The sequence below is a fragment of the Natrinema gari JCM 14663 genome (genome assembly GCF_000337175.1).
Taxonomy (GTDB): Archaea; Halobacteriota; Halobacteria; order Halobacteriales; family Natrialbaceae; genus Natrinema; species Natrinema gari.
This window is the reverse complement of sequence record NZ_AOIJ01000061.1, coordinates 165,828-178,991: the sequence shown is the minus strand read 5'-3', so window position 1 is coordinate 178,991 and position 13,164 is coordinate 165,828. Positions and strand designations below refer to the sequence as shown.

Annotated in this window: 16 protein-coding genes and 1 tRNA gene; 4 read left to right on the top strand and 13 right to left on the bottom strand. The window is 66.4% G+C overall.

What is annotated here, in order from left to right:
- Positions 1-17: 17 nt before the first annotated feature.
- Both C486_RS15065 and artA read right to left on the bottom strand, forming a co-directional pair.
- Positions 18-734: a metallophosphoesterase gene (locus tag C486_RS15065; protein WP_008457580.1), complete on the bottom strand. Its 717-nt coding sequence runs from the start codon at positions 732-734 to the stop codon at positions 18-20.
- Complete coding sequence (gene artA, locus C486_RS15060; RefSeq protein WP_008457578.1) at positions 727-1,797, bottom strand: archaeosortase A; 1,071 nt, start codon at positions 1,795-1,797, stop codon at positions 727-729. The genes C486_RS15065 and artA overlap by 8 nt, the downstream gene beginning before the upstream one ends.
- 130 nt (positions 1,798-1,927) lie before the next feature.
- Between artA and C486_RS15055 the strand changes: the two genes are divergently transcribed.
- On the top strand, positions 1,928-2,707 hold the full coding sequence (locus C486_RS15055; RefSeq protein WP_008457576.1) for a DUF7839 domain-containing protein: 780 nt from the start codon (positions 1,928-1,930) through the stop codon (positions 2,705-2,707).
- Positions 2,708-2,804: 97 nt separating this feature from the next.
- On the opposite strand, the gene C486_RS15050 is transcribed toward C486_RS15055, so the two are convergent.
- From C486_RS15050 to C486_RS15035, 5 genes are read right to left on the bottom strand one after another with little or no spacing between them, the layout of a single operon-like run.
- Positions 2,805-3,572 (bottom strand): proteasome assembly chaperone family protein, encoded by a 768-nt coding sequence (locus C486_RS15050; protein WP_008457574.1) that lies wholly within the window; start codon positions 3,570-3,572, stop codon positions 2,805-2,807.
- Positions 3,573-3,578: 6 nt separating this feature from the next.
- Positions 3,579-3,758, bottom strand: a complete 180-nt coding sequence (locus tag C486_RS20395; RefSeq protein ID WP_008457572.1) for an RNA-protein complex protein Nop10 — start codon at positions 3,756-3,758, stop codon at positions 3,579-3,581.
- A complete protein-coding gene (locus tag C486_RS15045) occupies positions 3,758-4,558 on the bottom strand; it encodes a translation initiation factor IF-2 subunit alpha (RefSeq protein ID WP_008457570.1) in 801 nt (266 codons plus the stop codon). Before C486_RS15045 ends, C486_RS20395 begins: the two co-directional genes overlap by 1 nt.
- On the bottom strand, positions 4,555-4,728 hold the full coding sequence (locus C486_RS15040) for a 30S ribosomal protein S27e (RefSeq protein WP_008457568.1): 174 nt from the start codon (positions 4,726-4,728) through the stop codon (positions 4,555-4,557). The genes C486_RS15045 and C486_RS15040 overlap by 4 nt, the downstream gene beginning before the upstream one ends.
- A 5-nt stretch (positions 4,729-4,733) precedes the next feature.
- Positions 4,734-5,015 carry a 50S ribosomal protein L44e gene (locus C486_RS15035; protein WP_006186272.1) on the bottom strand — a complete coding sequence of 94 codons (282 nt, stop codon included), beginning with the start codon at positions 5,013-5,015 and terminating at the stop codon, positions 4,734-4,736.
- Positions 5,016-5,161: 146 nt separating this feature from the next.
- On the opposite strand from C486_RS15035, the gene C486_RS15030 reads away from it, so the two are divergent.
- The 3 genes from C486_RS15030 to C486_RS15020 all read left to right on the top strand — a co-directional run bounded on the left by C486_RS15030 (position 5,162) and on the right by C486_RS15020 (position 6,188).
- Positions 5,162-5,440, top strand: coding sequence for an HAH_0734 family protein (locus C486_RS15030; RefSeq protein ID WP_007107822.1), 279 nt, complete (start codon positions 5,162-5,164; stop codon positions 5,438-5,440).
- 160 nt (positions 5,441-5,600) lie between these two features.
- Complete coding sequence (locus C486_RS15025; protein ID WP_008457565.1) at positions 5,601-6,047, top strand: GtrA family protein; 447 nt, start codon at positions 5,601-5,603, stop codon at positions 6,045-6,047.
- Between the two features lie 66 nt (positions 6,048-6,113).
- A tRNA-Met gene (locus C486_RS15020) sits at positions 6,114-6,188 on the top strand.
- Between the two features lie 174 nt (positions 6,189-6,362).
- On the opposite strand, the gene C486_RS15015 is transcribed toward C486_RS15020, so the two are convergent.
- From C486_RS15015 to C486_RS14990, 6 genes are all read right to left on the bottom strand, one after another.
- Positions 6,363-6,890, bottom strand: coding sequence for a hypothetical protein (locus tag C486_RS15015; protein ID WP_008457562.1), 528 nt, complete (start codon positions 6,888-6,890; stop codon positions 6,363-6,365).
- A gap of 72 nt (positions 6,891-6,962) precedes the next feature.
- Positions 6,963-8,303, bottom strand: coding sequence for an ABC transporter ATP-binding protein (locus C486_RS15010; protein ID WP_008457561.1), 1,341 nt, complete (start codon positions 8,301-8,303; stop codon positions 6,963-6,965).
- Positions 8,300-9,403, bottom strand: coding sequence for an ABC transporter ATP-binding protein (locus C486_RS15005; protein ID WP_008457559.1), 1,104 nt, complete (start codon positions 9,401-9,403; stop codon positions 8,300-8,302). Before C486_RS15005 ends, C486_RS15010 begins: the two co-directional genes overlap by 4 nt.
- Positions 9,403-10,554: an ABC transporter permease gene (locus tag C486_RS15000; RefSeq protein WP_008457557.1), complete on the bottom strand. Its 1,152-nt coding sequence runs from the start codon at positions 10,552-10,554 to the stop codon at positions 9,403-9,405. The genes C486_RS15005 and C486_RS15000 overlap by 1 nt, the downstream gene beginning before the upstream one ends.
- Before the next feature lie 2 nt (positions 10,555-10,556).
- The gene (locus tag C486_RS14995) at positions 10,557-11,504 is read right to left on the bottom strand and encodes an ABC transporter permease (RefSeq protein WP_008457550.1); all 948 of its coding nucleotides are present in this window, start codon (positions 11,502-11,504) and stop codon (positions 10,557-10,559) included.
- A gap of 11 nt (positions 11,505-11,515) precedes the next feature.
- Entirely contained in the window at positions 11,516-13,162 is a 1,647-nt protein-coding gene (locus C486_RS14990; RefSeq protein ID WP_241432512.1) for an ABC transporter substrate-binding protein, read from the bottom strand.
- Positions 13,163-13,164: the final 2 nt, after the last annotated feature.

Sequence of the window (13,164 nt, the reverse complement as noted above, 5' to 3'; positions counted from 1 at the left end):
AGGAGTCCCCCAAACGGTCACAGCACCCGTCGTAGCTCCCCTAACGGTGGGAACCACAGGACCTCGCCGCTCGAGTCGTCCCTGACCGCGGGGTGGAACGCGTCGGCGGACTGGACCAGCGGCGTCTGGAAGTCCCGGCCGGACAGTCCGTTGACCGTCGTCCCGGCGGCGAGGCGCGTAAACGCCGGCAGGACAAGGACGGCCGCCTCCTCGTGGCACGCCGGCCCGTAGAGGAAACACGGCAGTTTGCGGCCCTCGATCGACAGCGCCGGGTGGTCATGGCCGACGACGTAGCGGTCAGCCGTCGCGGCGGGGCGCTCGTGGCCGTGACAGACGACCGTGTCGCCGTCGGTCAGCCGGTACTCCTCGACGGTCGTGCCCGAAAACACGTCCTCGAGCAGCGTGTCGTGGTTGCCGGGCGTAACGATCAGTTCGGCACCGGCCGCCTCGACGGTCTCGACCAGTCGCTCGAGATCGCGCTCGACGCCCCGCGGAAGCCGCGAAAACGAGTGTAACAGATCGCCGGCGACCACGACGGTAGCGGGCTCGGTCTCCGCGAGGAGTCCCCGAAGCCGCTCGACGGCATCGCGTCCGTCGTCGATCGGTGCCTCGACGCGCGAGGCGGCCGCCTTGCCGAGGTGGATGTCGGCGACGACGAGCGTCTCGGCCGCGGGAACGAACACGGCGCGGTCGTGGATCGAAAACGGAACATCGACGGCGGTGTCGTCAGTCATCGTCGGGCCCGGACCCGGACGCGGTGTCGGAGTCGGGCGGCGACCGCTGGTCGGACTGGGACGTATCCGCCCCGCCGTCGGCGCGTCCCTCCTCGCCGAGCGCGGCCGCGAGGTCGTACTCGGAGCCGGTCAGCACGAAGAGGACGTCCTCGAGGGGCTCGAGGACTTCGGGGAGGATGCGAACGACGAGGTAGGTAATGCCCAGCAGGGCGACGATCGACAGCGTTTGGGCGATGAAGTTGTGGGCGACGAGATAGGACGTCCGACTCGCGGGGGACCCCATCAGGTCGCTCGCGATGTAGATGAACACGTCCTGCTGGAACCAGCCCCACGGCGAGGCCAGCCCGATAAAGACGTTCCGGGAGAGATTGAGGATCCAGATGACGCCGATCGCGCTCGCGAAGGCCATCGCTTTCCGCTTGAGCGGTGCGTTGACCGCGGCGATGAGGCCGCCGAAGATGGCCATGCTACCGATTCCGGTACAGGCCATGATGATGTAGGTCGTCCGCCCGGTGACCGTCTTGTCCGGGTCAAAGTCGAACTTGCTCATGTACCCGTCCGCGCCTTCGGTCAGTCCGGGGCTGTGCCCCAGCAACTCCATCCCGAAGTGGGTCTGTGCCGCGGTCGTCTCGATCAGCCATGTGCGAACGACGGGGATCGTCTCGGCGGGCAGGTAGATCAGCCCCATGAACGCGACGGCCTTCGAGAGCAAGAGCAGCGACTCCCGGCCCGTGACGAGGAGGTAGCCGGTATAGAGACACAGCGGCAGCGCGGCGAGTGCCAACAGCGTCTCGAGTGGGCTCTGCAGGTGGCCGTAGTAGTACGGAACCAACATGAGCCAGTAGACGCCGAAGACGGACCAGGCCGCTGCGGCGACGTATCGCGCGGGATCGACGGCACCGGACCACTGCAGCACCATCGCCGCGACGAAGGTTCCGATCGCGATCCAGGCGACCCAGTCGGAGAGTCCGAGTTGGCCGACGACTGCCGGAATGAATGACATGGTCGCTACGAAATCGACGGCCGGCGCGGTTGCGGCGGTCGTCGCTGAGAGGGCCGACATACTCACGTACATCCGATGGACTCTCCCGCTATCAACTTGACGCCTCGGAACGCTCGGGCGGGCGGAGCGTCCGGGCGGCCGACCCGCCGACCGCGTACCTTTTTCCGTCGCTCGAGAAAACGCTAGCTACATGGTCGACGTCCTCGATAACAAGCGGGCCGCGACGCGGTTCCGGATCCTCGTTCAGATCGCCGAGCGCCAGCCCGCAGTCAGCCAGGGGGAGATCGCCGGGGAAGTCGGCGTGACGAGCCAGGCCGTCAGCGAGTACATCCGCGAGCTCGTCGACGACGGCCTAGTCGAGAAGGAAGGCCGATCGCGCTATCGCGTCACTCGTGAAGGTGTCGACTGGCTCTTCCGGGCAGCCGACGACGTCCGCCGGTTCGCCGACCACGTCACCGGAGACGTACTCGGCGCGATGAGTGAAGACGCCTACATCGCGACCACGGACATCGAAGAAGGCGAAACCGTCTCGCTGACCGTCGAAGACGGACTGCTCCACGCCACGCCGGGCAGCGACGGACCCGCGACCGGCATCGCGACGACCGACGCCGCGGCCGGAACCGACGTCGGCGTCACTAGCTTCGAAGGCGTCATGGACCTCGTTCCCGGCTCCGTCACCGTTCTGCAGGTCCCCTCGATCCGCACCGGTGGCAGCCGCGCGATCGACGACGAAACGGTCACCGACGCCTGCGACGATGCCGATATCGTGGTCGCCGCGGGCGTCGAAGCCATCGTCGCTTGCCGACAGACGGCTGCCGATCCCGACGTCACGTTCGCCGTCGGCGAGGTTGCGGCCGACGCCGCGAACCATGGACTCGAGGTCACCGCCGTGGCCACGACCGACGCCGTCGGCCGCGTCACCGACGCGCTCCGGGACGCCGACGTCTCCTACGAAGTGCTCGAAGGCTGAGTCGATCGGCCGTTCGCTCCGGCGGATACGCGAGCCACGCGACGGCGAGCGCTCCCCGTTCAGAAAAAGACTCGCGACGCGTCGTCCGGCGCTGCTGTCAGCCGATGTAACGCAGATCGTCGTCCGTCGGCACGTCCATCTGCTGTTGTTGCTCCATCTCTTGGATCTTGCCGATGACTTCCTCCATCTCGTCGGCCCGTTCGTCGAGGGACTCGTACTCGAGTTCGACGCCGAGTACGTCCTCGAGCACTTCCAGCACCGCGCGGGCGCTCTTGGGATCGACGAGATAGCCGCTGGTCTCGCCCATCAGGCACGCCGCCTCGAAGCCGCGGCGATCGCCGAGTCCAAGCAGGAGCCCCGAGACGCCGACGATGCCGCCGGCGGGTTCGTCCTCGCGGAACTCGACGCCCGCGTCCTCGAGCGCCTCGAGCAGCGACTCGTCGTTGACGGCCCCGACAACGGCGTATTCGTCGATGAGTTCGCCGGTCGGGACGCCGCCGAGCGCGTACGCCTCGGTCGCACCGAACGCCTCGGCGATGTCGAGGAACGCGTCGGTCAGCGTGTAGTGACCCGCGTTGCTCTGTGCCTGATGATCGCCGGTCAGCAAGAGGAGATCACGGCCCTCGGGAACCTCGACGGCGTGGATCTCCGCACAGGTCAACTCCGAGATACCGTCTTCGATGCTGACCTGCGGCGGGAACTCCCGAGAGTAGAGCCGCCGGACGAGCGTGCTCTCGCCCTCGAGTTCCTCGAGTAAGTGCTCGACCGCGAGGGTGCCGACGTGTCCGACACCCGGCAACCCTTCGACGAGGACGGGGTCGTCCAGTTCGACCTCGGCGACTGCGTCGATCTCGAGTTCGTCCATACCGTATCAGCGGCGGCGACGTTTAAGAGCGCGTCGGTACTTTCCGTGTGGGTCGTTCGGATCGAACGGCGCTGGAGCGCTGTTTTCCGTGTCCGCACCGCAGTCGGGACAGCTATCGGCAAGGGTATAGATCGGGCTGTCGTGGGCCTCGCGCCACGCCGAGCACACCCGAATGTCGGATTTCATTACTCGTCGTCGGTCCGGCGCTCGCGGTGGTATTCGCCCGCCCCACCGTGGCCTTCGATCGCCGCGACCGCTCGCTGTGCGCTGTCCTCGAGTTGGGATTCGGCGGTCTTGTAGTTGGGCGCTCGAACCGTGATGCGGTACTCGGGTGCGCCGACGTAGCTCACTTCGAGATCGACTTCCTCGGGTACCTCACCGTTGCCTTCGGCCGCTTCGAGGGCCTCGCGAATGCCGTCGACGCCGGTCTCGGTCGGGTTCTCGAGATCGACGTAGCCGGTGACGTTGACGTACGGCACCGAGACGTTCTCGCGGGCCGTTTCGACGATCGATGCGATTTCGTCGTCGTCGAGATCGGTGTCGTCGAGAGCCTCAGTGCCGTGGATCGCGGCCTGCTTGAACCCTTCGTAGAGCCCGCCGTGGATGGCGATCAGGTCGTTGGCGATCGCGGTGTAGTCCTCGTCGGCGATCTCCTCGCCGAAGGCCAGTTCCATCCAGTTGTCCGCTTTCTGCTCGTTTTTCCACTCCTGGATCTTGTCGGAGCGCTGGTGATCGTTGACGTCTTTCAGGGAGAGGTCGATCTGCTGGGACCCCTCGTCGACGTCCAGGACCTTGCAGACGACGATCTGGCCCTCGCGGACGTGATCGCGGACGTTCTTGATCCAGCCGCTCGCGACTTCGGAGATGTGGATCAGGCCGCGCTTGTCCTCGTACTCCTCGAGATCGACGAAGACACCGAAGTCCTCGATTTCGTCGATCTTACCGACGACGAGTTCGCCGGGATCGGGCCAGCCGCTGTACTTCATCGTGACTCGACTGTCTCAACGATCTCGTGTTCGATCTCGGCTTTCCCGCCGGCCGGCCGCACGAGCGTCGTGCCACAGACGGCACAGGCGACCTCCGAGGAGGCCTTGCCGAAGACGGTCTGTTCGTTCTCGCAGTCATCGCATCGAACGCTGTAGAAATTTCCTGCCATTGGAATCACTCCTGGAACTCGAGTCGGCCGGTACGCCATCCCTCGCGGAGGTGGGCCTTGCCGCATTCGCCACAGCGGTACTTGAGGTCTGTCTTCTTGGTGGGCTTCTCGCCGACTGGCACCTTCGAGAAGCGACCGGAGTTACCGATGCTCGAGGTGCTCCGCCGAGTGCGGCGAGCGTCCCATTTCAGACCCGAGGAGCGGCCGGTTCGGGCCTTTTCGACTTCGTGTTCGTGGTGTTCGTTGCAGTGCGGGCAGTACGTATTGAATCGACGTGGCATCTGCATAGTTATCTCACTTGCCGTGGCCTAAGATAGCGCTGTTTAAAACCCGTTTGGTTCGTCGTCGCTCGTTACTGCCGGCTGTCGTTTCGATGCGGACGGCGACTCCCGGGTCCGAAGCGTTTAATCCGCTCTCCTGTGAACGACCGTCCATGAAGCAGCTCATCATTCACGGCGATCCCGGAATCCGCAACGGGGCCATCGTTCGGTACGAGGGGGACGAGGGTGACTCCGAGGTGGTCTGTTTCGGGATCAATCGGAACGGGGAGTATCACGGTCCCGATCGGGTCCAACTCTGGTGTACCGTCGGCAGCGAAGACGAGTACGAGGACTACGAGAAGCGAAACTTCACGCCCCACTTCCTCGATGTCGACCGCGTCGACGCCGACGATGTCGAAGTCGTCCGAGCGAAAAGCGATCTCGCAGTCTGAGCGCCGTCGCGGCTCGGTCGGCGGCCCGTTCCTCGAGTCGTCTCAGAACGTTTTTCTTTCCGCGGCTAACATGCGGACGACTAGGTCCCGCGAGTGGCTGTCCGTCTCCCGACCGCGACCCGGGAGACGACGACCGGCCCGCTCGAGATCGAACACGACGATGAGTGATTCACTCTCTGAGGCCATCCGGACGCGGGTTCGTGCGCTGCTTTCGACGACGCGGTTTACCCAGTTCGTCGGGGTGGGGACCGTCGGTGCGACCGTCGATATGGTGGTCTTCGTGGTGCTCGTCGAGGCGACGTTTCTCGGACCGGTCGTGGCGAAGATCCTCTCCTGGGAGCCCGGGATCGCGATTATCTTCGCGATCAACGAACGGTGGACGTTCGCGGACTACGGGCAGGTCGGATTGAGGCCGTTGGCGAGGCGGTTTCTCCGCTCGAACGGCGTCCGGTTCGGCGGGTTTCTGGTGACGCTGGCCGTCCTGCGCGTTCTGGTCCGGCAGTTCGATGTCTGGTACGTGGCCGCGAACGTGGTTGGGATCGGCGTCGGCTTCTTCGTCAACTACACCTGTGAGAGCCTCTACACCTGGCAGGTTCACCAGGAGTAGCGGTACAAACCCGCATACGGCACCCGAATCACAACCCTTAACTAGTGCACTCGGGTATGATGTGATAGCGGGATGGGATAGCCAGGAGATTCCGGCGGGCTCATAACCCGCAGACCGGTAGTTCAAATCTACCTCCCGCTATGTTTTGGCGCGAACGAACCCGTGAACGTCATCCATAGCACCGTAGCTGTCTGAACCGAGAAGCGACATCGCCGCGACCGTGGTTCAACCCCCTCTTGCATACTTTTCGGAGTCACCGACGAGCACGGCCAGGGGTGAGACCCCCCGACACCGATGCTCGAGCGAGCCGGCGCGTCAATCCGTGATCTCGATGGTCGTGCTGTCGACGAGTCCGCGATCGGCCGCGTCGGCCCGCGCGATCCGGACCGCGATCGTGTAGGTGCCGGGATCGACGGGCTCCCACTCGTCGTCGGCGACCCGGATGCGCTGGGGCCACTGCCGTCGGAACGTCTTGCGTTCGCCGCGGGTAAAGGAGAACGCGGCGGGTCGATCCGGAACCGCACGCGGCAGTTTCGACGCCGCTCGAAGGCCGTCGACGGTCCAGTGCCAGCGGTTCGGCGACTCCGTGCGGAGCCGAATCGGGAATGGGAGTCGGTTGCGGAACGTGACCGTGATTGCGACCGGGTCGCCGGACTCGTATCGCTGTGCGTCCGTCGACACGCTGACCTCGAGCGCCCGATGGCGCAGCGCTGTTGGCGTGAACGCGTGGCTGAACGCAGCCCAGTCGATCGTTCGCGGTCCGTCCCGGGACTCGTCTTCGTCGGGGGCGAACGGGTCGTCGGTCGTCCGCTCGAGCGCGCGAGACTCGTAGATCCGTCTCATCGCGGGCTCTCTCGTCGGGCAGCCATTCTCACGGGCCGCGCTCTGCAGCCGGTTTGTACGTCGGTGATCGGGCTAGTCATCGGCGAGACCTTGGTGGGCGTCGTCCGAATTCGTGTCGCTCTCGTCCGACCCGGCGTCGCCCGCGATTCGGTCGTCGAACCGATGACAGGCGATCGGGTGGTCGGCCGTCCCCGGTTCCAACACCGGCGCGGTCGTCTCGCAGGGTGTCTCGAACGCCGACGCGAGACGGCGTCGTGCTTCGTCGAGGTCGCCGGCTGCGGCGGTCTCGAGCGCGGCCGTCAGCACGGCGTCCGCGTCTGGATCGGAAAGTCGGTCGGGAAGCCCGTAGGCGTCCCGGAGCGCCGCCACGACGTCCGCGCGGTCATCGGGGCGGGAGAGCAATGCCTCGCGTCCGGCGTCGGCGTCCGCTTGTGCAAGGCGGGTCCGTAACGCCATCACGGCGCGGAACGCGTCGGCCTCGAACTCGTAGGCCGCGGGCGGGACGACCCTCGGACAGCGGGGATGGAACCGGCAGCCGGCGGGCGGGTCCGTCGGCGACGGCACCGCTCCCTCGAGCACGGTCCGATCGCTTTCCCAGCAGGGATCGGGTTCGGGAATCGCCGACAACAGCGCCGCCGTGTACGGGTGGGACGGGTCGTCGAAGACATCCGCCGTCGGCCCGGTTTCGACGATCTCGCCGAGGTACATGACGGCCACGCGGTCGGCAATGTGCTCGACGACCGAGAGATCGTGGGCGATGAACAGATACGAGAGGCCGAACTCGGCCTGGAGATCGGACAGCAGGTTGAGGATGCGGGCCTGGATCGAGACGTCGAGCGCGGAGACCGGCTCGTCGCAAACGACGAGTTCGGGTTCAACCGCGAGCGCGCGGGCGATCCCGATCCGCTGGCGCTGCCCGTCCGAGAACTCGTCGGGATACCGACTCGCGTGGCCGGCCCGCAGCCCGACCGTCTCGAGCAGTTCCCGAACGCGCTCGTCGCGGCGGTCTGGGGGAACGATATCGTGGGCCGCGAGGGCTTCGCCGACGCTCTCGCCGATCGTCAGCCGCGGATCGAGGCTGGCCGTGGGGTTCTGGAAGACGTACTGAATCTCCGTCCGGAGCTCCCGCAGGGCCGATCGCGAGCGGCCCGTCAGTTCGGTGCCGCGGTACGTGACCGAGCCGCCGGTCGGCTCCTGCAGTCCGAGGAGCGTTCGACCGAGGGTCGTCTTCCCACAACCGCTCTCGCCGACCAGTCCGAGCGTCTCGCCCGCACGGAGTTCGAGGTCGACGCCGTCGACCGCTCGGACCGTCTCGCCACGGCCGAGCAACCGATCGAGGAAACCGTCGTCGGTCGAGTAGTACGTCTCGAGTCCCTCAGCCCGGAGGAGCGGGGCGTCTTCGGCCGTCGTCACCGCGTGTCACCCCGCCGACTCTCCGGCTTCCGTTCGCGACACGGATCGTCCGCCACGTCCTCGCTCTCGTCTCGGACCCGGACCTCGTAGTCCAGCCCGCCCACGAGGTCGCCGGTGTACTCGAGGCAGGCGGCGAGGTGTGTGTCGGGGCCAGCGTCGACGGCTGGGGACCCCGATTCGGCCTCAACGAGCGACGGATTCCGGCGGGCACACGCGTCCTCGGCGAAGGGACAGCGCGGATGGAACCGACAGCCTGTCGGCGGATCGACCAGGCTCGGCATCGTCCCGGGGACCGTCGCGAGGCGGGGCCGATCGTCGCCGAGTCGGGGAATCGACGCCAGCAGTCCGGCGGTGTAGGGGTGTTTCGGGTCGTAGAACAGATCCTCGACCGGCGCGCGTTCGACGATCTCGCCCGCGTACTGGACCAGCACCCGATCACAGAGTTCCGCGACGACGCCGAGATCGTGTGTGACGAGTTGAATCGCCGTCTCCGACTCCCGGGCGAGGTCCGCGAGCAGTTCGAGGATGCCGGCCTGCACGGTGACGTCGAGTCCCGTTGTCGGTTCGTCACAGATCAGGAGGGCGGGGTCACAGGACAGCGCCATCGCGATGACGGCCCGCTGTTGCATGCCGCCGGAGAACTCGTGGGGGTAGTCGGAATATCTCGCTGTCGCATCCGCGATCCCGACCCGCTCGAGGAGATCGATCGCCCGCTCGCGGGCCTCGCGATCAGTGACGGGCTCGTGGGCGCGAATCGCCTCGGCGATCTGTTCGCCGACGGTGTAGACCGGATTGAGCGCGGCGTCGGCGTCCTGAAACACCATGGCAATGTCGTTGCCGCGGAGCTCCCGGAGCTCGGCGGCCGAGCACTCGCGGAGGTCGCGGCCGTCGAATCGGATCTCCCCGCGGACGATCTCGCCGGGGGAACGGAGCAGGCGGAGGAGTGCCAGGCTGGCGACGCTCTTGCCGGCCCCACTCTCGCCGACCAGCCCCACCGTCTCGCCCGCGCGGATCTCGTAGCTGATGCCGTCGACAGCCCGGACGACGCCGTCGTCGGTGTAGAACTGGACGACGAGATCGTCGACCTCGAGCAGCGCCATCAGCGCATCCGCCTCCGGTCGTCGCTTGCGTCCCGGTGGGGGTCGAGCGCGTCGTTGACGCCGTCGCCGACGAGGTTGATCGCCAGCACGAACAGGAAGATCGCGATTCCGGGGAAGACAGTGACGTGCCAGTGGCCCTGGAGCAGCGAGTCCCGTCCTCGAGAGAGCATCGCACCCCACTCGGCGGTGTCGGCTTCCAGGCCGAGCCCGAGAAAGCCAAGCGCCGCCGCCGTGAGAACGACCGTGCCGACGTTGAGCGTCGCCTGCACGACGACGGGCGTGATCGCGTTCGGGACGACGTGACGACGGATGATCGTTCGGTCGGGGATGCCGAGCGCTCTGGCCGCCGTTACGTACTCCCGTTCGCGGACGGAGAGGACTTCGCCGCGCAACAGCCTTGCGTAGCCGATCCAGCCGGTGACGACCAGCGCCACGACCAGTTTCCAGAAGCCCCGTCCGAGGATCGCGACGGTCCCGATCGCGAGAATCAGGAACGGAAAGGCGTACAAGACGTCGACGAGACGCATGATGATTTCGTCGATTCGGCCACCGAAATAGCCGGCGATCGCGCCGAGGGGAATCCCGACGCCCAACGCCAGCGAGACGGCGACGAGGCCGACGGTCAGGGTGTAGCGGCCGCCGACGAGCACTCGAGAGAATTGATCGCGGCCCGCCCAGTCGGTGCCGAATGGGTGGGCCCACGACGGCGGAGCGTTCGCCGGGCCGACGAACGGCTGTGCGGGATCGTACGGGGCCAGCGACACGGGCTGGAGCGTAATCGTGTACTCCGCGGTCGAGACCTCGATCGGGCGGGCGAAGACCGCAAGCACCGCCATGACGACGATGATCGTCAGCCCGGCCATCGCAGTCCGATTCCGGCGGAACCGCTGCCACGCTCCGGCGGACCGGGAGCGTCCGGATCCCTCGAGTGCGGTCCCTGACGGACGACTCGCCGCCGCTGTCGGGTCCGTCCGCGACTGCGTGTCGGCGGTCGGACGAGCGGTGCGCTCGGCCGGTGACTCGGCAGTCGCAGCCGGTGACTCATCGCCGTCGCCGCTCGAGGTCGCGTCGCCGGGCCGGCCCGAGTCCGCGTCGTCGAAGCCGACGATGCGAATCCGGCCGCGGTCGGTGGTGGGTGGTCGGTCGCTCATGGTTAGTATCGGATGCGTGGATCGAGTACCGCGTAGACGATGTCGACGAGCAGGTTCGCGAGGACGATCGAGACGCCGATGAGCAGGACGCCGGCCTGAATGACCGGATAGTCCCGCTGCAGGATCGACCGGACGAGGAGTCGTCCCATGCCCGGCCAGGAGAAGATCCGTTCGACCACGACGGCACCGTCGATCAGAAACGCGAGTTGGAGCCCGGTAATCGTCACGACCGGGAGGAACGCGTTTCGCAGGACGTGTTTCAGGATCACCGTTCGTTCGCGCAGCCCCTTCGCACGCGCCGTCCGAACGTAGGTCGCGTCGAGTTCCGCTAGCATCGACGATCGCAGCAGCCGCGTGACGAACGCGGCCGAGGCCGTTCCGAGCGTGATCGTCGGCAGGAGCATGAACTTCGCCATCGCGAGGCTCGCCAGCGGCGCGTCCGGCGGGATCACTCGAACCCAGCCGAGTCGGACGCCGAAGAGCAACAGGAGGACGAGGCCGAGCCAGAAGTTCGGCGTCGCGATCCCGGCGAGCGCGGCGATCCGACTGAGTTCGTCCGCCGGCCCGCCGTGCCGGACCGCGGCGACGATGCCGGTGGGAACGCCGATCGCGAGCGCGAGCAGCCACGCCGCCCCACCGAGGGCGAGCGTCGCGGGCAGCCGGCGGCCGACCGTCGCCATGACGTTCCGACCGGTGATCGGCGACTCGCCGAACTCGAGGACCAGCACGTCCCGCAGCCATAGCAGGTACTGTTCCCATATCGGCCGGTCGAGGTGATACTCGGCCCGAATCGAGGCCTCAGTGGCGGGGCTGACGCTCCGGAACCCGACGAGCGCATCGATCGGGTCGCCCGGGAGCGCGTGGATGAACGAGAACGTCAACACGGTGACGCCAAGCAGGACTGGAACCGCGACCGCAATCCGCGTGAGGACGTAGCGTCCGAGCGACATTGATGGTGTGGTCAGGGCGACCGCACGTATTCGTCGGCGATCCGCTCTTGAAACTCCTCGTCGGCGTACGCCTCGAGCAGGGGCGAGATCGGGGTGTACGCCGGATGGCCGACGCCGTTGTACACCTCCTCGACGATCCGCTCGCGCGGCAGCAACATGTTACAGCCCCGGCGGACGGCGGTACTGGAAAACGGCTCGCGGTAGAGCGGGTAGATCAGCATATCGAACCCGCCGCCGACGTGGCGGTCGACGCCGTACGCGTCGTCGGCGGCCAGGTCCGCGAGACTCGCCGACGGGACGCCGTAGCTGACATCGATATTCCCGGCCTCGAGTGCGCCCTGGCGCGACGCCGGTTCAGGGATTACCTCGAGACGCACGGTTTCGACCGGTGCCGTCGCCGGAACCGTCTCCGAGCCCTCGAACCAGTACTCGTCGAACCGTTCCAATCGACAGTCGTCGCCCGCCTGATAGTCGACGAACCGATAGGGACCGGTTCCGATCGGGGTCGACTCGAGGTCGAGATCGCCATCGATCGCCGCCATCGGGACGATCGGAACGTCGAACAGTCGCCGCTCGAACGGGCCGTACTCCCGTCGGCAGTCGATATCGATCGTGTAGTCGTCGACGATCTCGCTGTCACCGTACCAATCGAAGACATCGGCCTCGCGCGGTTCGCCCTCGTAGCGTTCGAACGAGCACTTGACGTGGGCGGCGGTGAGTTCCTCGCCGTTGTGAAACTGGACGCCCTCCCGGAGGGAAAACCGATACCGCGTGGTGTCGAGTCGCTTCCACTCGTCGGCCAAAACAGGCTGTACCGTCCCGTCGAAGTCGATCCCGGTCAGCCCCTCGTACACGAGTTGCGTCGCCTGGCTCGAGGCGGTGTCGTTCATCGACACGGGATCGGTCGTCGAGATATCGCTGCCGAGATCGGCGACCAGTTCCGTGCTCCCCTCGAGTTTCGTGACGGTGTCGGCCCAGGGGGCGTACACCGCGTTGTACGTTCCCGTCTCGAGCGGATACGCCTGCCAGCCGCTGACGGCGTCGGCATCCCAGACGTGTGTCACCTCGCCGAATCGAACGAACGATACCGGAGCGTCGGCGACCAGCCGCTCCTGTAACTGCCGGTAGATCTCGACCCGGTCGTCGAAGACCGTCTCCTCGAGTCCGGTCTCGATGTACTCGTCGACGGTCTCGTCGGCGTACTGATTGATATTGAGTCCGTTGGGCGGGTGGCTGTCCGAGTGAAACAGCATGTTGACGTAGTCGTCGGGGTCCCAGCCGCCGGTCCAACTGACCATAAAAAGGGCGTTTTTGTTCTCGTCGGCCGCCGTGGTCAACAGATCGAGATGCGTCGTCCACTTGTATTCCGCGATCGAAATCTCGAAGAAGCCGGTGTCCTCGAGTGCGGATTTGAGGAGCGTCGCAACGCGGCTTCGTTCGGTGCCCTCGGTGACGACGATCGTCGTTTCGAACGGCGGAGCGGTATCGGTCGCCGCGAACCCCTGTTGAATCAACTCCTCGGCCGGACCGTCGGCTTCGACGCTGTTACTGCGAATACAGCCGGCGAACCCGGAGATCCCCACCAGACCCACGCTCGTCAAGAGCGAACGCCGCCGGATCGGACGCCGTTCGCGCGACCCAGCGCTATTTCCTGGCATCG

Excerpts from the sequence above, each read along its gene's own strand:
- C486_RS15000 (WP_008457557.1), bottom strand. The coding sequence starts at position 10,554 with ATGAGCGACCGACCACCCACCACCGACCGCGGCCGGATTCGCATCGTC.
- C486_RS15025 (WP_008457565.1), top strand. The coding sequence starts at position 5,601 with ATGAGTGATTCACTCTCTGAGGCCATCCGGACGCGGGTTCGTGCGCTG.
- C486_RS14990 (WP_241432512.1), bottom strand. The coding sequence starts at position 13,162 with ATGCCAGGAAATAGCGCTGGGTCGCGCGAACGGCGTCCGATCCGGCGG.
- C486_RS14995 (WP_008457550.1), bottom strand. The coding sequence starts at position 11,504 with ATGTCGCTCGGACGCTACGTCCTCACGCGGATTGCGGTCGCGGTTCCA.
- C486_RS15035 (WP_006186272.1), bottom strand. The coding sequence starts at position 5,015 with ATGCAGATGCCACGTCGATTCAATACGTACTGCCCGCACTGCAACGAA.
- C486_RS15040 (WP_008457568.1), bottom strand. The coding sequence starts at position 4,728 with ATGGCAGGAAATTTCTACAGCGTTCGATGCGATGACTGCGAGAACGAA.
- C486_RS15005 (WP_008457559.1), bottom strand. The coding sequence starts at position 9,403 with ATGGCGCTGCTCGAGGTCGACGATCTCGTCGTCCAGTTCTACACCGAC.
- C486_RS15030 (WP_007107822.1), top strand. The coding sequence starts at position 5,162 with ATGAAGCAGCTCATCATTCACGGCGATCCCGGAATCCGCAACGGGGCC.
- C486_RS20395 (WP_008457572.1), bottom strand. The coding sequence starts at position 3,758 with ATGAAATCCGACATTCGGGTGTGCTCGGCGTGGCGCGAGGCCCACGAC.
- C486_RS15055 (WP_008457576.1), top strand. The coding sequence starts at position 1,928 with ATGGTCGACGTCCTCGATAACAAGCGGGCCGCGACGCGGTTCCGGATC.
- C486_RS15050 (WP_008457574.1), bottom strand. The coding sequence starts at position 3,572 with ATGGACGAACTCGAGATCGACGCAGTCGCCGAGGTCGAACTGGACGAC.
- artA (WP_008457578.1), bottom strand. The coding sequence starts at position 1,797 with ATGTCGGCCCTCTCAGCGACGACCGCCGCAACCGCGCCGGCCGTCGAT.
- C486_RS15015 (WP_008457562.1), bottom strand. The coding sequence starts at position 6,890 with ATGAGACGGATCTACGAGTCTCGCGCGCTCGAGCGGACGACCGACGAC.
- C486_RS15065 (WP_008457580.1), bottom strand. The coding sequence starts at position 734 with ATGACTGACGACACCGCCGTCGATGTTCCGTTTTCGATCCACGACCGC.
- C486_RS15045 (WP_008457570.1), bottom strand. The coding sequence starts at position 4,558 with ATGAAGTACAGCGGCTGGCCCGATCCCGGCGAACTCGTCGTCGGTAAG.